Annotated in this window: 16 protein-coding genes; 10 read left to right on the forward strand and 6 right to left on the reverse strand. The window is 68.9% G+C overall.

Going from position 1 to position 15,532, the window contains the following annotated elements; all coding sequences use genetic code 11:
- Positions 1-220: 220 nt before the first annotated feature.
- On the reverse strand, positions 221-673 hold the full coding sequence (locus tag AC1DHY_RS11870; RefSeq protein WP_476903664.1) for a DUF4307 domain-containing protein: 453 nt from the start codon (positions 671-673) through the stop codon (positions 221-223).
- 118 nt (positions 674-791) lie between these two features.
- Here AC1DHY_RS11870 and mca point away from each other — a divergent pair, with 118 nt between their 5' ends.
- The 4 genes from mca (at position 792) to AC1DHY_RS11890 (ending at position 4,973) form a co-directional block, all read left to right on the forward strand.
- Positions 792-1,697 (forward strand): mycothiol conjugate amidase Mca, encoded by a 906-nt coding sequence (gene mca, locus AC1DHY_RS11875; RefSeq protein ID WP_476880200.1) that lies wholly within the window; start codon positions 792-794, stop codon positions 1,695-1,697.
- An 81-nt stretch (positions 1,698-1,778) separates the two neighbouring features.
- Entirely contained in the window at positions 1,779-2,147 is a 369-nt protein-coding gene (locus tag AC1DHY_RS11880) for a hypothetical protein (RefSeq protein ID WP_476880201.1), read from the forward strand.
- Complete coding sequence (locus tag AC1DHY_RS11885; protein WP_476903665.1) at positions 2,122-4,299, forward strand: thioredoxin domain-containing protein; 2,178 nt, start codon at positions 2,122-2,124, stop codon at positions 4,297-4,299. The genes AC1DHY_RS11880 and AC1DHY_RS11885 overlap by 26 nt, the downstream gene beginning before the upstream one ends.
- Positions 4,296-4,973: an HAD family hydrolase gene (locus tag AC1DHY_RS11890; protein ID WP_476879311.1), complete on the forward strand. Its 678-nt coding sequence runs from the start codon at positions 4,296-4,298 to the stop codon at positions 4,971-4,973. Before AC1DHY_RS11885 ends, AC1DHY_RS11890 begins: the two co-directional genes overlap by 4 nt.
- 31 nt (positions 4,974-5,004) lie before the next feature.
- Here the strand turns inward: AC1DHY_RS11890 and trhA are convergent, their stop codons facing one another.
- Positions 5,005-5,646, reverse strand: a complete 642-nt coding sequence (trhA, locus tag AC1DHY_RS11895; protein ID WP_476879320.1) for a PAQR family membrane homeostasis protein TrhA — start codon at positions 5,644-5,646, stop codon at positions 5,005-5,007.
- A 254-nt stretch (positions 5,647-5,900) separates the two neighbouring features.
- Between trhA and AC1DHY_RS11900 the strand changes: the two genes are divergently transcribed.
- Both AC1DHY_RS11900 and AC1DHY_RS11905 read left to right on the forward strand, forming a co-directional pair.
- A complete protein-coding gene (locus tag AC1DHY_RS11900) occupies positions 5,901-6,662 on the forward strand; it encodes an isoprenyl transferase (protein WP_476879321.1) in 762 nt (253 codons plus the stop codon).
- Positions 6,663-6,897: 235 nt separating this feature from the next.
- Complete coding sequence (locus AC1DHY_RS11905; RefSeq protein ID WP_476879312.1) at positions 6,898-8,340, forward strand: PhoH family protein; 1,443 nt, start codon at positions 6,898-6,900, stop codon at positions 8,338-8,340.
- Between the two features lie 162 nt (positions 8,341-8,502).
- Here the strand turns inward: AC1DHY_RS11905 and AC1DHY_RS11910 are convergent, their stop codons facing one another.
- Entirely contained in the window at positions 8,503-9,153 is a 651-nt protein-coding gene (locus tag AC1DHY_RS11910) for a GNAT family N-acetyltransferase (RefSeq protein ID WP_476879313.1), read from the reverse strand.
- Between the two features lie 94 nt (positions 9,154-9,247).
- Between AC1DHY_RS11910 and AC1DHY_RS11915 the strand changes: the two genes are divergently transcribed.
- Positions 9,248-9,772 (forward strand): prepilin peptidase, encoded by a 525-nt coding sequence (locus tag AC1DHY_RS11915; protein WP_476879314.1) that lies wholly within the window; start codon positions 9,248-9,250, stop codon positions 9,770-9,772.
- A 9-nt stretch (positions 9,773-9,781) separates the two neighbouring features.
- Positions 9,782-10,252, forward strand: coding sequence for an NUDIX hydrolase (locus AC1DHY_RS11920; protein ID WP_476879315.1), 471 nt, complete (start codon positions 9,782-9,784; stop codon positions 10,250-10,252).
- A gap of 96 nt (positions 10,253-10,348) precedes the next feature.
- Here AC1DHY_RS11920 and AC1DHY_RS11925 read toward each other — a convergent pair whose 3' ends face one another.
- The 3 genes from AC1DHY_RS11925 to AC1DHY_RS11935 all read right to left on the reverse strand — a co-directional run bounded on the left by AC1DHY_RS11925 (position 10,349) and on the right by AC1DHY_RS11935 (position 13,181).
- The gene (locus AC1DHY_RS11925; protein WP_476879316.1) at positions 10,349-11,785 is read right to left on the reverse strand and encodes a class II fumarate hydratase; all 1,437 of its coding nucleotides are present in this window, start codon (positions 11,783-11,785) and stop codon (positions 10,349-10,351) included.
- A gap of 63 nt (positions 11,786-11,848) precedes the next feature.
- The gene (locus AC1DHY_RS11930; protein ID WP_476903666.1) at positions 11,849-12,463 is read right to left on the reverse strand and encodes a carbonic anhydrase; all 615 of its coding nucleotides are present in this window, start codon (positions 12,461-12,463) and stop codon (positions 11,849-11,851) included.
- A gap of 10 nt (positions 12,464-12,473) precedes the next feature.
- Entirely contained in the window at positions 12,474-13,181 is a 708-nt protein-coding gene (locus tag AC1DHY_RS11935) for a DUF4245 domain-containing protein (RefSeq protein WP_476879318.1), read from the reverse strand.
- 194 nt (positions 13,182-13,375) lie between these two features.
- Here AC1DHY_RS11935 and glpX point away from each other — a divergent pair, with 194 nt between their 5' ends.
- Together glpX and galE are read left to right on the forward strand one after the other, a co-directional pair.
- Entirely contained in the window at positions 13,376-14,398 is a 1,023-nt protein-coding gene (gene glpX / locus AC1DHY_RS11940; RefSeq protein ID WP_476879322.1) for a class II fructose-bisphosphatase, read from the forward strand.
- 150 nt (positions 14,399-14,548) lie between these two features.
- Positions 14,549-15,523, forward strand: coding sequence for a UDP-glucose 4-epimerase GalE (galE, locus tag AC1DHY_RS11945; protein WP_476903667.1), 975 nt, complete (start codon positions 14,549-14,551; stop codon positions 15,521-15,523).
- The last annotated feature ends 9 nt before the right edge of the window (positions 15,524-15,532 follow it).

Consider the following 15,532-nt stretch of genomic DNA (forward strand, 5'->3'; position numbering starts at 1 on the left):
TTTAGATGGTCAAACAAGCTGGTCAAACAAGCAAAGACCCCGCCACGGTGGCCACTTATGGATCTCAGTGACCAGCTCAGCGGGGCAGAGGTATTGATCCATTGTAGTCAATGCTGTGGATAAACCCAAGAACCACTGCGGCGCAGGTCACACCGTGTTACGCCGCACGGGAGGCTACGGGACGGCGGCGGGGCTGCCGGGCGGAGGGCGGCCGGTCCGGCTATTTGCCGGCGGTGGGGATCCAGCAGTTGTCGACGACGGCGGAGACGGACTGCGATTCGGTGCGGATGGTGAGCCGGTGCACGGTCGTGCTGCCGCCGTCGGCGCCGGCGTCGGGCGCGTTGGCCCCGACGTCGATGACCTTCCACCCGACCACCGCGAACTTCGAATCCAGCGCCTTGACGGCGCACTTGGCGGCGGTCCCCGGGTTCTTGGTGACCTGAAAGTCGATCTCGGCGGCGGTAGCATCGGGGGTGCTGTAGCCGATGTCCTTGAAGGTGACCGATTCGGTGGCGGCCGACGTCGAGACCCAGGCCATAAAGCCGATTCCGGCAGCGAGTGCCGCCAGGAGGATGTTGCGCTTTGCTCTGCGGCCGAGCACACGCTTTTGGCCGCCGTAGCGATTGGCTAGGCTGGTAGGTGCCGGCGCGGCAGGCTGCTCCTCGGAAGTCACCAGTCCAGTTTAGTGTGGATCGGGCGGCGCAATGTCCGCCCGGCCGTTCAGCAACAGCAGCCCCGCCATCCCGGCACCCCCGCAGCAGCGAACCAGAAGAAAGAGGAGCCGTCCGACGATGACAGCGTCCACCAGCCCGTCAGCACCGCTTCGGCTGCTCGCCGTCCACGCCCACCCCGACGACGAGTCCAGCAAGGGCGCCGCAACCATGGCCATGTACGCGGCCTCCGGCGTAGACGTGATGGTGGCCACCTGCACGGACGGCTCCCGCGGGGACATCCAGAACCCGGGCATGGAGGACGCCCCGCACCCTAAACGGGACATGGCTGGTGCCCGCAGGCTCGAGATGGACAACGCCGCGAAGGTTCTCGGCATCCGCCAGCGCTGGCTGGGTTTTGTGGATTCCGGCCTTCCCGAAGGCGACCCGCTGCCGCCGCTGCCCGTCGGGTCCTTCGCCACACTGCCGCTGGAGCGCGCCGCCGCACCGCTGGTCCGGCTGGTCCGGGCCTTCAAACCCCAGGTCATCCTCAGCTACGACGAGAACGGCGGATACCCGCACCCGGACCACATCATGGCGCACCGGGTCGCCGTCGAGGCCTTCGCCGCCGCCGGCGATCCCGCCCGGTACCCCGGTACCGGCGAGGCCTGGACGCCCGACAAGCTGTATTACGACCGCGCCTTCAGCCCCGACCGCTTCCGCGCCCTGCATAACGCCCTGGAAGCAGCCGGGCTCCAGTCGCCGTACGCCGAGCGGCTCGCGGCGTGGCTTGAGGCCGACGCCGAAGGCCACACCCCGCCGGCCCCGACGCACCCCACCACAACGCAGATCGAGTGCGGCGACTTCTTCGAAGCCCGCGACGAGGCCCTGCGCGCGCACCGCACCCAGATCGACCCTGACGGGTTCTTCTTTGCGGTTTCACCGGCGATGCAGCGGCAGACCTGGCCGTGGGAGGACTACTCGCTGATCAAGTCCAGCGTCCCCACGGAGTTGCCCGAAACGGACTTCTTCGCCGGGCTAAGATAGACCCAGCAGGGATTTCTATGCCGCGTAGAAGAGCGGCGTGGGAAGTCCCGTAGACGACGTTCCCCACAGAAGGTTTCCACAGTGCATTCCTTGCTCATCGCCCTGGCGACAGCCCCGGCGCCCGCCCCGACGCCGTCGCTGCGCCCCGGCCTCGACCAGGACCAGGTCACCCCGGGCCTGCTGGGCTTCCTGCTGACCGCGTTCATTGTTGTGCTCACGGCCCTGCTGATTGTGGACATGGTGCGCCGGATCCGCCGCGTGCGCTACCGCGCCCAGGTCGAAGAGGAACGCGCCGGAACCGGGGAAGCCGCAGCCTTCGATGCCGCAGACGACGCCGGCACCGGTCGGTCCCCGCTGTCCGGCACCGGCAACCCCGAGGCCGGCAGCCCCGCAGCGGAGCCGGAGCCGCGTCCGGAAGCCAACGGTGACCCAGGATCCGGGAACCGCTGACCGCGGTCCTGCCAACACCCCGCCGGGCGCGGCCAATGCCCTCGGCGGGGAACCCTCCGCCTACCTGCGCCAGCACGCCGGCAACCCGGTGCACTGGCGGCCCTTCGGGGACGAGGCCTTCGCCCTCGCCGCGGCACGGGACGTACCCGTGTTCCTCTCGATCGGCTACGCGGCCTGCCACTGGTGCCACGTTATGGCCGGCGAGTCCTTCGAGGACCCGGACACCGCAGGGTTCCTGAACGCCAACTTCGTCGCCGTGAAGGTGGACCGGGAGGAACGCCCCGACATCGACGCCGTCTACATGGCCGCAACGCAGGCCATCAGCGGTGAGGGCGGCTGGCCGATGTCCGTGTTCCTGCTGCCCGATGGCCGGGCCTTCCACGCCGGCACCTACTATCCGCCCCGGCCCCAGCCCGGCCGTCCGTCCTTCCGCCAGGTCCTGGAGGCGGTCCGCGAGGCCTGGCTGGAACGCCGCAGCGCCGTCGAACACAACGCAGACTCCCTGGCGCGCGGGATGGCCGCCGCGCAGGCCGGCACCGCCGTCCGGCTGGACGCGCCCCCGCCCGCCCCGGACCCGGAGCTCCTCTCCGCGGCGGTGCGTGCGCTGGCCCGGTCCGAAGATGCCGCCGGGGGATTCGGCACCGCCCCCAAGTTCCCGCCGTCGGCCGTTCTCGAATTCCTGATCCGGCACGCCGCCGTGCCCTCCGATACCGCGGAGGCCGCGAGGGACCTGGCGGGCCGCACACTGGCCGCGATGGCGCGGTCGGCCCTGTTCGACCAGCTCGACGGCGGCTTCGCCCGCTACTCCGTCACCCGCGACTGGTCCGTGCCGCACTTCGAAAAGATGCTCTACGACAACGCCCAGCTGCTGCGCGGCTACGTCCACTGGGTCCGGGCCGGCGGCTCGGAGGCGTTTCCTGCGGCCGAAGCCGCTGACGTCGCTGGCAGTACGGCGGACTGGCTGCTGGCGGCCCTGGGCCTCTCAGCCCCGGACGACGGCGGACGTCCGGTGGCGCTGGCCTCGTCCCTGGACGCGGACACGGTGGTGGACGGGGTCCACTCCGAGGGCGCCAGCTACCTGTGGACCCCGGGGGAGCTGGCGGCCCTGCTGGGCCCGGCCGACGGCGCGGCCGTTGCGCGGCTGATGAACGTCCGGAGCCCGGGAACAGTGACCGGCGACGGCTCGCCGCTGCATCCCGGCCGCGCACTGGATGCCGCCGACGCCGGACTCTGGGAGCGGGTGCGGCCGGTGCTGCGCCGCGCCCGGGCCGAGCGCCCCCAGCCGGACCGCGACGAGAAAGTGGTGGCTGGCTGGAACGGGCTTGCCATTGCGGGGCTGGCCGACGCAGGCGCGGTCCTGGACCGTCCCGGGCTGGTGGCCGCGGCCGAGGACATTGCCGGCTACCTGGAGCGGGTGCACTGGACGCCGGCGCAGGCACACGAGCCCGGCCGGCTGCTGCGGGTCTCCCACGGCGGGACGGCCCGCGGGATCGGCGGCCTCCTGGAGGATTACGCCTTTTGCGCGGAGGGCCTGTTCGCCCTCTACGCCGTCACCGGAAGCTCCCGCTGGTACGCCCTGGCCGAGGCCATCCTGGCTGCGGCGTGCGCGCGGTTCGCCGCCGACGGCACCCTGCGCGACACAGCCGGTGAATCCGCGCAGGTCCTCTCGGCCCAGGGCGGCCGGCCCGGGATGGACCCGTTCGATAACGCCACGCCCAGCGGAGCAGCCGCGTTCGCCGCGGCCCTGCTGACCTCGTCCGCCCTGTCGGGATCGGCGGAGCGCCGGGGGATGGCCGCCAACATCCTGTCGCTGCTGCCGCCGCTGGCCACCAACGCGCCCCGGGTGGCGGGCGGGCTGCTGGCCACGGCGCAGGCGGAGCTGGCCGGCCCGGTGGAGGCCGCCGTCGTCGGACCCGACACTCCGCTGCGCGCCGCGCTGCACCGGGCGCTGCTGCAGTCGGCCAGCCCCGGTCTCGTCATCGCCCTCGGCCGTCCGGAAACCCCGACGGCGGCCACCGTCCCGCTGCTCCGGGGCAGGGGTGCCGCACCGGACGGGTCCGCGCAGGCCTTCCTCTGCCGCGGCATGGTCTGCGGGCTGCCGGCGCGGTCGGTCGAGGAGCTGCACGGACAACTGGCTAGCATGGCTGAATGACATCTACCCCCGCGGGCCGGGATCCTTTTGAACTGGTGGTCTTTGACTGCGACGGCGTCCTGGTGGACTCGGAGGTGATCTCGGTACACGTGGACCAGCTGGTCCTTGCCGACCTCGGCTGGGAACTGGATCGTGAGGAAATCGTCGAGCGCTTCGTTGGCAACAGCGAGGCGAATTTTGTCTCCACCATCGAACAGCACCTCGGCATCGAACTGGCCGACGGCTGGGACCGGACCTACCAGCAGTGGTACCACGACGCCTTTGAACGGGACCTCACGGCAGTTGACGGCGTCAAGGAGGCCCTGGACCGGCTCAGCCTCCCGCACTGCGTCGCCTCCAGCGGCAGCCACGCGAAGATGCAGCGGACCCTGGGCCGCACAGGCCTGCTGCACCGTTTTGCCGGCCGGATCTTCAGCGCCACGGAAGTCGCCAACGGCAAACCCGCCCCCGACCTCTTCCTGCATGCGGCCGCCACGCTCGGGACAGCCCCGGAGCGGTGCGCCGTCGTGGAGGACAGCGCCTACGGCGTGCAGGCGGCACGGGCTGCCGGAATGCACGTATTCGCCTATGCCGGCGGCGTCACCCCGGCGGAGTGGCTGGCCGGGCCGGGCACCACGGTCTTCGACGACATGCGCCGGCTTCCCGGGCTCATCGACGCCGGGCGGCCGCGCTGAGCCGGCCCTGGCCGGCCCAGTGGAGGGCGGGTCAGCCCAGGACGGCGATGGCGATCGCGATGTAGTGCGCCGCGAACGCGAAAACCGTGAAGGCGTGGAAAAGCTCGTGGAAGCCGAAGTGCTGGTAGCTGAAGTTGGGTTTCTTCAGGGCGTAGAACACGGCACCGGCGATGTACAGCGCCCCGCCGACGCAGATCAGCACCGCGGCGGGGATACTGGCGGCGAAAAAGTCCGGCAGGTAGAACAACGCGCCGCAGCCCAGGGCAATGTAGATCGGCACGTACAACCAGCGCGGGGCGTTGGTCCACAGCAGCCGGAACAGCACCCCGAGGACCGCGCCGGCCCAGATGATCCAGAGCAGCAGGACCGCCTTGGGCCGGTCGAGGAGGGCCCAGGCCAGGGGTGTGTAACTGCCGGCAATGACCAGCATGATGTTGGTGTGGTCCAGTCGTTTGAGCACCATCTTCACCCGCGGGGACCAGTTGCCCCGGTGGTAGACGGCGCTGACCCCGAAAAGCAGCACCCCCGTCAGTGCGTAGACGGCGGAAGCGATTTTCAGTTCGGCGGTGGGGGCCAGCAGCACCAGGACCAGGCCGGCGGCGAAGGCCAGCGGCGCCGTGACGGTGTGGATCCACCCCCGCCATTTGGGCTTGATCATCAGGAGTTCGGCGATCCTCACGGCCGCGTCGTCCACCGGGCTGGAACCGGATTTTGCGGGGTTGGTGTCGCCGTGCGCGGACCGCTCGGGTCCGGAGGCCGGACTGCTGCTCTCCATACCCCAAGAATAACCTACGGTCCGGTAAGTTACCGGCGAGTAGTGCCCGCCTGAGCGGAAATGGCGACGGGGTGCGCGCGGTGCGGCCCCTCCGGCGGGTAGCCTAGGAATGCACTGCCGTCAGACCCCAAGGAAGCCAGGTGAAGCACCGGATGGAACTGCCCGGGTTCCTTTATGGCTTCTACGAGCGCAGCCTCCAGCGTTCCCTCGACCCGGAACGCGTCCCCAAGCACATCGGGGTGATGGTCGACGGCAACCGGCGCTGGGCGCGGCAGTTCAATGCCCCCACGAGCCAGGGCCACCAGGCCGGCGCGGATAAGATCCATGAATTCCTTGGCTGGTGCCAGGAGCTCGGGATCAAAGTGGTCACGCTCTACATGTTGTCCACGGACAACATGAACCGGTCCGGCGAGGAGCTGGACCTGCTGATGGGAATCATCGCCAACACCCTGGACCGGCTCGACGAGGACGCGGATATCTCGGTGCACGCCATGGGTGCGCCGGAACTGCTGCCGGACTACCTCGCCGAAAGGCTCAACAACCTCACGGCCCGCACCCCGGTGCAGGAGAAAATCCACGTCAACGTCGCCGTCGGCTATGGCGGCCGCCGGGAAATCGTCGACGCCGTCCGCGAACTGCTGCACGACGCCGTCGACCGCGGGGCTGACATCGGCAAGCTGGCGGACGAGCTCAGCGTCGACGACATCTCCCGTTTCCTCTACACCCGCGGCCAGCCGGACCCCGACCTCGTGATCCGCACCTCGGGGGAGCAGCGCCTGTCAGGCTTCCTGATGTGGCAGAGCGCCTATAGCGAGTTCTATTTCTGCGAGGCCCTCTGGCCCGCTTTCCGCAAGGTGGACTTCCTCCGGGCGCTGCGTGACTACGCCGGCCGGCAGCGCCGCTTCGGTTCCTGAGCCGGTTCATCCGGGGTTCACATGATGGCAACAAGAATCGCCGAAAAATAGACGCCCAATGCACGCGCCGCGGACGTACGTTAATCCCATCAGCGGGCAAACCGCCGGCTGATCGGGGAGGCCAGTACATGGAGCGGAAGTTCGCACCGGGTGTATGGGAGGCCGCGTCCGGCCTCTCGGCCGAGCCGCCTCACCAATAACAATTCCGGGCCGGCGGCCCGGGGCTGGAGTCGATGTGGCTATTTCTGAACAACTGCCCGGCGTCCTTTCCGACCAGGGCAAGAAGGCTACCTCTCGCGCCAAGCGAGCCACTTCCACGACCGGCACAGCGCCCACCGACGCTGTTGCCGGTCTTGCTGTTTCCGGGGAAGGGACAGCAACCGGACTGACTGCCCGAAGCTACGTGATTGACACCTCCGTGCTTCTCTCGGACCCGCGGGCGGTGCTCCGCTTCGCCGAGCACGAGGTGATCCTGCCGATCGTGGTGATCACCGAACTCGAAAGCAAGCGGCACGATCCGGAACTGGGTTACTTCGCCCGCAAGGCGCTGCGCCTGCTGGACGACCTGCGGGTGGAGCACGGCGGACTCGACAGGCCCATCCCGCTGGGCGACGACGGCGGCACGCTCATGGTGGAGATGAACCACATCTCGGCCGAGGTGCTGCCGGCCGGATTCCGAGGCGGCGACAACGACAGCCGCATCCTGGCCGTCGCCAAGAACCTGGCCAACGAGGGCCGGGACGTGACCGTGGTGACCAAGGACCTGCCCATGCGCGTCAAGGCCTCGGCCATGGGACTGCTCGCCGATGAGTACCGCAACGAGCTGGTCAAGGACTCCGGCTGGACCGGCATCGCCGAGATCGACGCCGCCGAGGACGAGGTAGCCACACTCTACGGCCACGAGCCGGTCTTTATCCCGACGGCAGCCGAGATGCCGGTCAACACCGGCCTGGTGTTGCTCTCCAGCCGCGGCTCAGCGCTGGGCCGGGTAGGGGCCGACAAGCAGGTCCGCCTGGTGAAGGGCGACCGGGACGTGTTCGGCCTGCACGGCAGGTCGGCGGAGCAGCGGCTCGCAATCGACCTGTTGATGGACCCGTCCGTGGGGATCGTCTCGCTGGGCGGCCGCGCCGGTACCGGGAAGTCCGCGCTGGCCCTGTGCGCCGGCCTGGAAGCCGTCCTGGAGCGCCGGGAGCACCGCAAGGTGATTGTGTTCCGGCCGCTCTACGCCGTCGGCGGCCAGGAGCTGGGGTACCTGCCCGGCTCCGAGTCCGAAAAGATGAACCCGTGGGCGCAGGCCGTCTTCGACACCCTGGGCGCCCTGGTCAGCCAGGAAGTGGTCGAGGAAGTCATGGACCGCGGGATGCTCGAGGTCATGCCGCTCACCCACATCCGCGGCCGCTCCCTGCATGACGCGTTTGTGATCGTGGACGAGGCGCAGTCGCTGGAGAAGAACGTCCTGCTCACGGTGATGAGCCGGATCGGGCAGAACTCCAAGATTGTCCTCACCCACGACGTCGCCCAGCGTGACAACCTGCGCGTCGGACGGCACGACGGGGTGGCGGCCGTCGTCGAAACGCTCAAGGGCCACCCGCTCTTCGGCCACATCACCCTCACCCGCTCCGAGCGCTCGCCGATCGCCGCCCTGGTGACGGACATGCTGGAGGGGGCCGAGATCTAGGCTACTTTGGCCGTCAGCTGCTGCGGAGGTCGTGGTCGGGTTCGCCGGGCCACGGCCCCTTCGCCGTCGCTTAGACACGACCCATGGGCCCCGACGGTCGCTGGGCGACCTTTGGGGCCGATGTGTCGCGATGCGCGACTACGCGAAGGGCCCGCGGACCGGCTACGTCGCGATCCCCAGGAATTTAGCCGTGGGCGCGTGGCCCCGGACGTCTAGGGTCCAGTCGGGGCGCTTGAAGTTGGCCGGGGTGAGGCGGACCTTCTGGGAGTCCTGCAGCTTGCCGCCCCAGTTGGCGCGGGTGACGCCGTTGAGTTCGTAGCCGAGGGACCGGGAGACGCCCAGGGACTGCTGGTTCCAGGCCGCGGCCTCGGACTCGGCCACCTCGGCACCGAGCCAGTCGAACGCGTACAGGGCCACGGCGGCGCGCATTTCCTTCCCGAGGCCCTGGCCGTGCACGCTTTGCCGCAGCCAGGATCCGGTGCTGACGGTCTTCAGCGTGGCGAAGTCCTTGGCCTCGACATCCTGGCAGCCGATGAACTCGCCGTTGTGCCAGATGCCCAGCAGGAGGGTCCACTCCTGCGGGGTCATGGTCCCGCGGCACCGCCAGTACCATTGCGCCATATCCGGGCCGAGCTTCTCGGCCGGGGATTCCGCCCACGGCCGGCTGAACGGGCTGCGGCCGGGTTCGTGGACGCCGCTGAGGGCCGCGTCCACCGCTGCCGGGATGTCCTCATCCCGGATGGGCCGCAGGGTCAGGCGTGGTGTGGCCAGCGTGAGGGCGAACGGGGGCCAGTACGAGTCGGGCGCAGTCATCCCGGAAGCCTAACGGCGCGGCCCGGCGGCCGCCAGTCACGCCCCACTACGCCGGAAACGGCGCACGCGGGGCAAAATCCAGTAGCATCCGAGAGTGATCCAACGTCTCGGCGAACTCGGGGGAGCCGCCCCGCTGGCCTTCTGGCTGGTGCTCCTGGCCTGCGCGTACTTCGCCGTCATGGCCGCGCGCCTGACCGTCATCGACGTGCGGCACCATTTGTTGCCCAACCGGATCATCTTCCCTTCCTATGCGGTGGCCGGCGTCCTGCTGCTCTGCGCGGCGGCGGCCGGCGGGGGCGCCGGGCTGGCCGGGGTGCCCGGGCTCCGGGTGGTGGCCGGCGGCGCGGCCCTCTGGCTTTTCTACTTCCTGTTGCGCGCCGTGTACCCGCCCGGAATGGGGTTCGGCGACGTGAAGCTCGCCGGTGTGCTCGGCATGTACCTTGGCTTCCTTGGCTGGGGGCACGTTTTTGCCGGGACCTTCGCGGCGTTCCTGTTCGGCGGCTTGTGGGGCCTGGCCCTGCTGGTCACCCGGCGCGGGACCCTGAAGTCCGACATCCCGTTCGGGCCGTTTATGCTGGCGGGCACCGCGGCGGCACTCCTGCTGTTGCCGGCGGGCTAGGCTGGCCGGATGGCCACTCCCGAATTCATTCTGACACTGCGCGAAAAGATCGGCCACGACCCCCTCTGGATTCCCGGCGCCTGCGCCGTGGTGTTCGACGACGACGGCCGGGTGCTGCTCGGCCAGCGGGCGGACACCAGCCGGTGGGGCCTGGTCACGGGGATCCTGGAGCCCGGTGAGGAACCGGCGCAGGGCCTGCTGCGCGAGGTCCTGGAGGAGACCGGCGTTGTGGCCGCCGCCGAGCGGCTGGTCTCGGTGGACGCCGCCGGCACCACCACCTACCCCAACGGGGACGTCTGCCACTTCCTGACCCTGGTGTTCCGCTGCCGGTACGTCTCCGGCGAGGCGCGCGTCAACGACGACGAGTCCCTCGCGGTGGGCTGGTTCAGGCCGTGCGAGTTTCCCGAGCCGCCTCCGGCGCACCTGCGGGCCATCGAACGGTCCGCCGACCCCGACGGCGCGGCACACTTCCACAGCTGACCCGACACGGACGGCCGGCCACCGGCCGTTAACGGACGACCGCGGCCGGCAACCTTCGCTGGGAAGGTGCCGGCCGCCGTCGGACTGTCCGGGGGACTAGGCCTTGTGCGGCGGACGCGTCATGGACATAACGTCCAGCGCCGTGTCCAGCTGCTCCTCGGTCAGTTCGCCGCGCTCCAGGAAGCCCATCGCGACAACGGTCTCGCGGATGGTCAGGCCCTCGGCGACAGCCTTCTTGGCGATCTTGGCGGCGTTTTCGTAACCGATGTACTTGTTCAGCGGCGTCACGATGGACGGCGAGGCTTCGGCGAGGAAGCGGGCCCGCTCGACGTTGGCCGTGATGCCGTCGATCATCTTGTCGGCCATAACGCGGCTGGTGTTGGCCAGCAGGCGGACGGACTCGAGCAGGTTGGCCGCCATCACGGGGATGCCGACGTTCAGCTCGAACGCGCCGTTGGTGCCGGACCAGGCGATCGCGGTGTCGTTGCCGATGACCTGGGCGCAGACCATGATGGACGCTTCGCAGATGACCGGGTTGACCTTGCCGGGCATGATCGAGGAGCCGGGCTGCAGGTCCGGGATCGCGATTTCGCCGAGGCCGGTGTTGGGGCCCGAACCCATCCAGCGCAGGTCGTTGTTGATCTTCATAAAGGAGATCGCGATGTTGCGCAGCTGGCTGGAAGCCTCGATCAGCCCGTCACGGTTGGCCTGGGCCTCGAAGTGGTCGCGGGCCTCGGTCAGGGGCAGCCCGGTGTCGGCGGCGAGCAGTTCGATCACACGCTCGGGGAAGCCGGCGGGGGTGTTGATGCCCGTGCCGACGGCCGTGCCGCCCAGGGGAACCTCGGCGACGCGGGGGAGCGCGGCGTTGATGCGCTCGACGCCGTAACGGACTTGCGCGGCGTAACCGCCGAATTCCTGGCCGAGGGTGACGGGCGTGGCGTCCATCAGGTGCGTGCGGCCGGACTTCACGACGTCCTTGAACTCAACGGCCTTGCGGTCCAGGGAGTCGGCGAGGTAGCCGAGGGCCGGGATGAGGTCGTTGATCAGGGCGGAGGTGGCAGCGACGTGCACCGAGGTGGGGAAGACGTCGTTGGACGACTGCGAGGCGTTGACGTGGTCGTTCGGGTGGACCACCTTGTCGCTGCCGCCGGCCTTGAGCGAGCGGGACGCGAGCTCGGCGATGACCTCGTTGGTGTTCATGTTCGACGACGTTCCGGAGCCGGTCTGGAACACGTCGATCGGGAAGTCGCCGTCGTACTTGCCGGCGGCCACCTCGTCGGCGGCGTCCGCGATCGCCTGGGCCAGCTCGCCGTCGAGCACTCCCAGTTCTGCGTTCGCCTGGGCGGCGGCCTTCTTGACCCGGGCCAGTGCCTCGATGTGGGCGCGCTCCAGGGTCTTGCCGGAGATCGGGAAGTTCTCCACTGCACGCTGCGTCTGGGCGCGGTACAGGGCGTTTACGGGAACGCGGACTTCGCCCATCGTGTCGTGTTCAATGCGGAACTCTTCAGTGTTCAAATCTGCTGTGGAAGTCATGGGCCTAGCTTATTCGGCCCGAGGGGTCCACCGAAAACCGTGAACCCGGGGTCAACCGCAGCCCTAGAGCTTGCCGATCCCGGAGACGAGGTCCGCCCGGCCTTCGGCGAGGCTGTACGCCAGCCCGATCACCGCGGCCTGGCCGTTCTCCACGGCCTCCGAAATCACCCGGGAGCTGTCCACCAGCCGCTGTGAGGTCTGCTTCACGTTCTCCACGACCATGTCGTTGATTTCGTGCTGGTCGTTGCGCAGCGAGGTGAGCACGGACGGGGTGATGCGTTCCACGAGGCTGCGCATGAACCCGACCGGCATCTCGCCGGTTTCCACGGCGTTTTTGGTGGCGGTGACCGCGCCGCAGCTGTCGTGGCCGAGCACCACGATCAGGGGCACACCAAGGACGCTGATGCTGTACTCGAGCGATCCCAGCACGGCGTCGTCCATCACCTGGCCCGCGGTGCGGACAACGAACGCGTCGCCGAGGCCGAGGTCGAAGATGATCTCGGCGGCGAGCCGGGAATCCGCGCAGCCGAAGATGACGGCGAACGGGTGCTGGTTCTCCACGAGTTCCGAGCGGCGCGATGCGTCCTGGTTCGGGTGGGAGGATTCGCCGGCGACAAAGCGTTCGTTGCCTTCGCGCAGCCGGCGCCAGGCGAGGGCGGGAGTCAGGTTAGTAGCCACGGCCCCTACTTTACGGTGCGGCGGTGGGAGACGGGGAAACCGTGGACGCTGGGTTACTTTCCAGGGCCTTTACGACGGCGGCGGCCAGGACCGAAAACTCGTCCAGCTGGGCCGGGCCACTGAGGATGACGGTGGTCCCGCGGTAGTCGAGCACCATGCTCTTCTCGCCCTTGCCGGTATCGCGCAGCTGCCAGTCGCGGCCGCCGGCGTTGCGGGTGCCGGTTACCGGCGCGTTTTTGGTCTGCTGCAGGAGCCACGTCGGATTGGCCTGCCGGGTCTGGACCAGGCCGATGAAGGACTCCTTGGGCGTCAGGTAGCCCACTTCCCAGGTGGCGACGCCGCTGCCGGAACCGGACTCCCAGCGGGCGTAATTCGAGCGGAACGCGTTGCCGGTTTCGGGTGCGACGGGTGTGAATCCCGCCACATCGGTGGCGTTCTTGGCGATCGCGCTGACGTTGATGTCCGGCCGGTATCCGTCGCCCTTGGGCGACGGGTTCATCAGCACCACCGGCAGGAAGGCCCCGATGCTCAGGACCAGGGCGATGATCATGCCGATCACCGACGCGTTCGCCCGCTTGGCCGCAGCGGCGCGGATGACGGGCTTGACGGGCTGGCCGCCGGCCGCGTTTCCCGCGTCCGGACCGGCCCCGCCCTGCGGTGATCCGGGGGTCTGGGGCGTCGTGTCCTGCAATTCATTCACCCCTCTATAGTCGCCCATTTCCGGCCGAACTCACATTCGGCAGGGGTGCGGCCGCCGCCGCCGGACCGTTTCACTGTTTTGTCATTTCCATGACCCAAGGTGGCGCCGCGACTATGATCAATAACAGTCGGATCACCGCGGGGGCCGGAGCCCGGACACCGCGGGTTCAATGATCGCCACTCGAAGAAGAGGTTCACGTGTCACCAGCGTCCATGACCCAGAAGTACTCCACACTTTCCCCGTCGCTCGCCGTCGGCATTGACGAGCCTGACCGCAACCTTGCCCTGGAACTTGTCCGCGTCACCGAAGCAGCCGCGATCGCCGGCGGCCACTGGGTGGGCTTTGGTGACAAGAACAAGGCCGACGGCGCCGCCGTCGACGCCATGCGCTCCTTCCTCCAGACTGTCCACTTCAACGGCGTTGTGGTCATCGGTGAAGGTGAAAAAGACGAAGCCCCCATGCTGTTCAACGGCGAACGCGTGGGCGACGGCACCGGGCCCGAGTGCGACGTCGCCGTCGACCCGATCGACGGGACCCGGCTGACCGCCCTCGGCATCAACAACGCCCTGGCCGTCCTCGCCGTCGCCGAACGCGGCTCCATGTTCGACCCCTCCGCCGTGTTCTACATGGAGAAGCTCGTCACCGGCCCGGAAGCGGCCGACATGGTTGACCTGCGCCTTCCGGTCAAGCAGAACCTGCACCTGATCGCCAAGGCCAAGGGCGTTAAGGTCAACCAGCTCAACGTCATGATCCTGGACCGGGACCGGCACCGCCCGCTGGTCGAGGAAATCCGCGAGGCCGGCGCCCGCACGAAGTTCATCATGGACGGCGACGTCGCCGGCGCCATCGCAGCGGCCCGCGCCGGGACCGGCGTTGACGCCCTGATGGGCATCGGCGGCACCCCGGAAGGCATCGTCGCGGCCTGCGCCATCAAGTCCCTGGGCGGCGTCATCCAGGGCCGACTGTGGCCCACCAGCGACGAGGAGAAGCAGAAGGCGATCGACGCCGGGCACGACCTCGACCGGGTGCTCTCCACCAACGACCTCGTCTCCAGCGACAACTGCTACTTCGCCGCCACCGGCATCACCGACGGCGACCTGCTCCGGGGTGTGCGTTACTCCAAGGACAAGGTCCTCACCCAGTCGATCGTGATGCGGTCCAAGTCCGGCACCATCCGCTTCGTCGACGGCGAGCACCAGGCCAGCAAGTGGGAGGGCTACGCCCGCAAGAGCTAGCCCCCAGCGCCGTTGCACAGCGTTGCACAGATCCCGGGACGCCCTGCGCGTCCCGGGATTTGTTGTGTGTGGGGGGCTTCCCCGGTCCGGGTTGCCAGAGGAGCGGCGACGCGGGCCGTCATGGGCGCTGTCATTGGATAGGCTGGAGCCATGACTTGGCTTGTTACTGGCGGTGCAGGATATATCGGTTCCCATGTGGTCGCGGCGCTGCGGGCGGCCTCGATGCCGCCGGTGGTGGTGGACTCCCTCTCCAGCGGACACCGGGAATTCGTCCCGGACGATGTGCCGTTCGTGGAGGGGAACATCCTCGACGCCGACCTGATGGCCCGCACCATGATCGAGCACGGCGTGACCGGCGTAATCCACCTCGCCGGCTTCAAGTACGCGGGGGTCTCCGTGCAGGAGCCGCTGCTCACCTACGAACAGAACGTCACCGGCACCGCCCAGCTGCTGAAGGCCATGGAACTGGCCGACGTCGACAAGCTGGTCTTCTCCTCCTCCGCAGCCACGTACGGGACGCCCAGCGGGGACATCGTCACCGAGGACACCCCCACCCGGCCGGAATCCCCGTACGGGGAGAGCAAGCTGATCGGCGAATGGCTCATCCGGGACCAGGGCCGCGCCCGGGGCCTGAAGCACACCTCGCTGCGCTACTTCAACGTTGTCGGCTCCGGATCGCCGGAACTTTACGACACGAGCCCGCACAACCTGTTCCCGATTGTGCTGCGCGCCCTGACCTCGGGGAAGACCCCCAAGATCTACGGCACCGACTACAACACCGCTGACGGCACCTGCGTGCGCGATTACGTCCATGTGGCCGACCTCGCGACGTCCCACGTCGCCGCGGCCCGGGCCCTCGCCGACGGCCGGCCGCTGGAACGCGTCTACAACCTCGGCTCCGGCGACGGCCTCTCCGTGCGGCAAATCATGACGGCCATGGCCTCGGTCACCGGCATCGACTTCGAACCCGAGATCGGCCCCCGCCGCCCCGGTGACCCGGACCGGATCGTCGCCGACGGCGTCCTGGCCGCCCGCGACCTGGACTGGGAGATGCGCCACTCGGTGGAGGACATGGTGGCCAGCGCCTACGAGGCGCAGAAACGCGCCGGGTCGGCGGGAAGCTAGGCAGCTCCG

The sequence above is a fragment of the Arthrobacter sp. 05L44 genome, from assembly GCF_056397605.1.

Bases quoted from the DNA above. Each gene is read 5' to 3' on its own strand.
- AC1DHY_RS11900 (WP_476879321.1), top strand. From the start codon at position 5,901: ATGGAACTGCCCGGGTTCCTTTATGGCTTCTACGAGCGCAGCCTCCAG.
- glpX (WP_476879322.1), top strand. From the start codon at position 13,376: ATGACCCAGAAGTACTCCACACTTTCCCCGTCGCTCGCCGTCGGCATT.
- AC1DHY_RS11910 (WP_476879313.1), bottom strand. From the start codon at position 9,153: ATGACTGCGCCCGACTCGTACTGGCCCCCGTTCGCCCTCACGCTGGCC.
- AC1DHY_RS11925 (WP_476879316.1), bottom strand. From the start codon at position 11,785: ATGACTTCCACAGCAGATTTGAACACTGAAGAGTTCCGCATTGAACAC.
- galE (WP_476903667.1), top strand. From the start codon at position 14,549: ATGACTTGGCTTGTTACTGGCGGTGCAGGATATATCGGTTCCCATGTG.
- AC1DHY_RS11920 (WP_476879315.1), top strand. From the start codon at position 9,782: ATGGCCACTCCCGAATTCATTCTGACACTGCGCGAAAAGATCGGCCAC.
- AC1DHY_RS11890 (WP_476879311.1), top strand. From the start codon at position 4,296: ATGACATCTACCCCCGCGGGCCGGGATCCTTTTGAACTGGTGGTCTTT.
- AC1DHY_RS11935 (WP_476879318.1), bottom strand. From the start codon at position 13,181: ATGGGCGACTATAGAGGGGTGAATGAATTGCAGGACACGACGCCCCAG.
- mca (WP_476880200.1), top strand. From the start codon at position 792: ATGACAGCGTCCACCAGCCCGTCAGCACCGCTTCGGCTGCTCGCCGTC.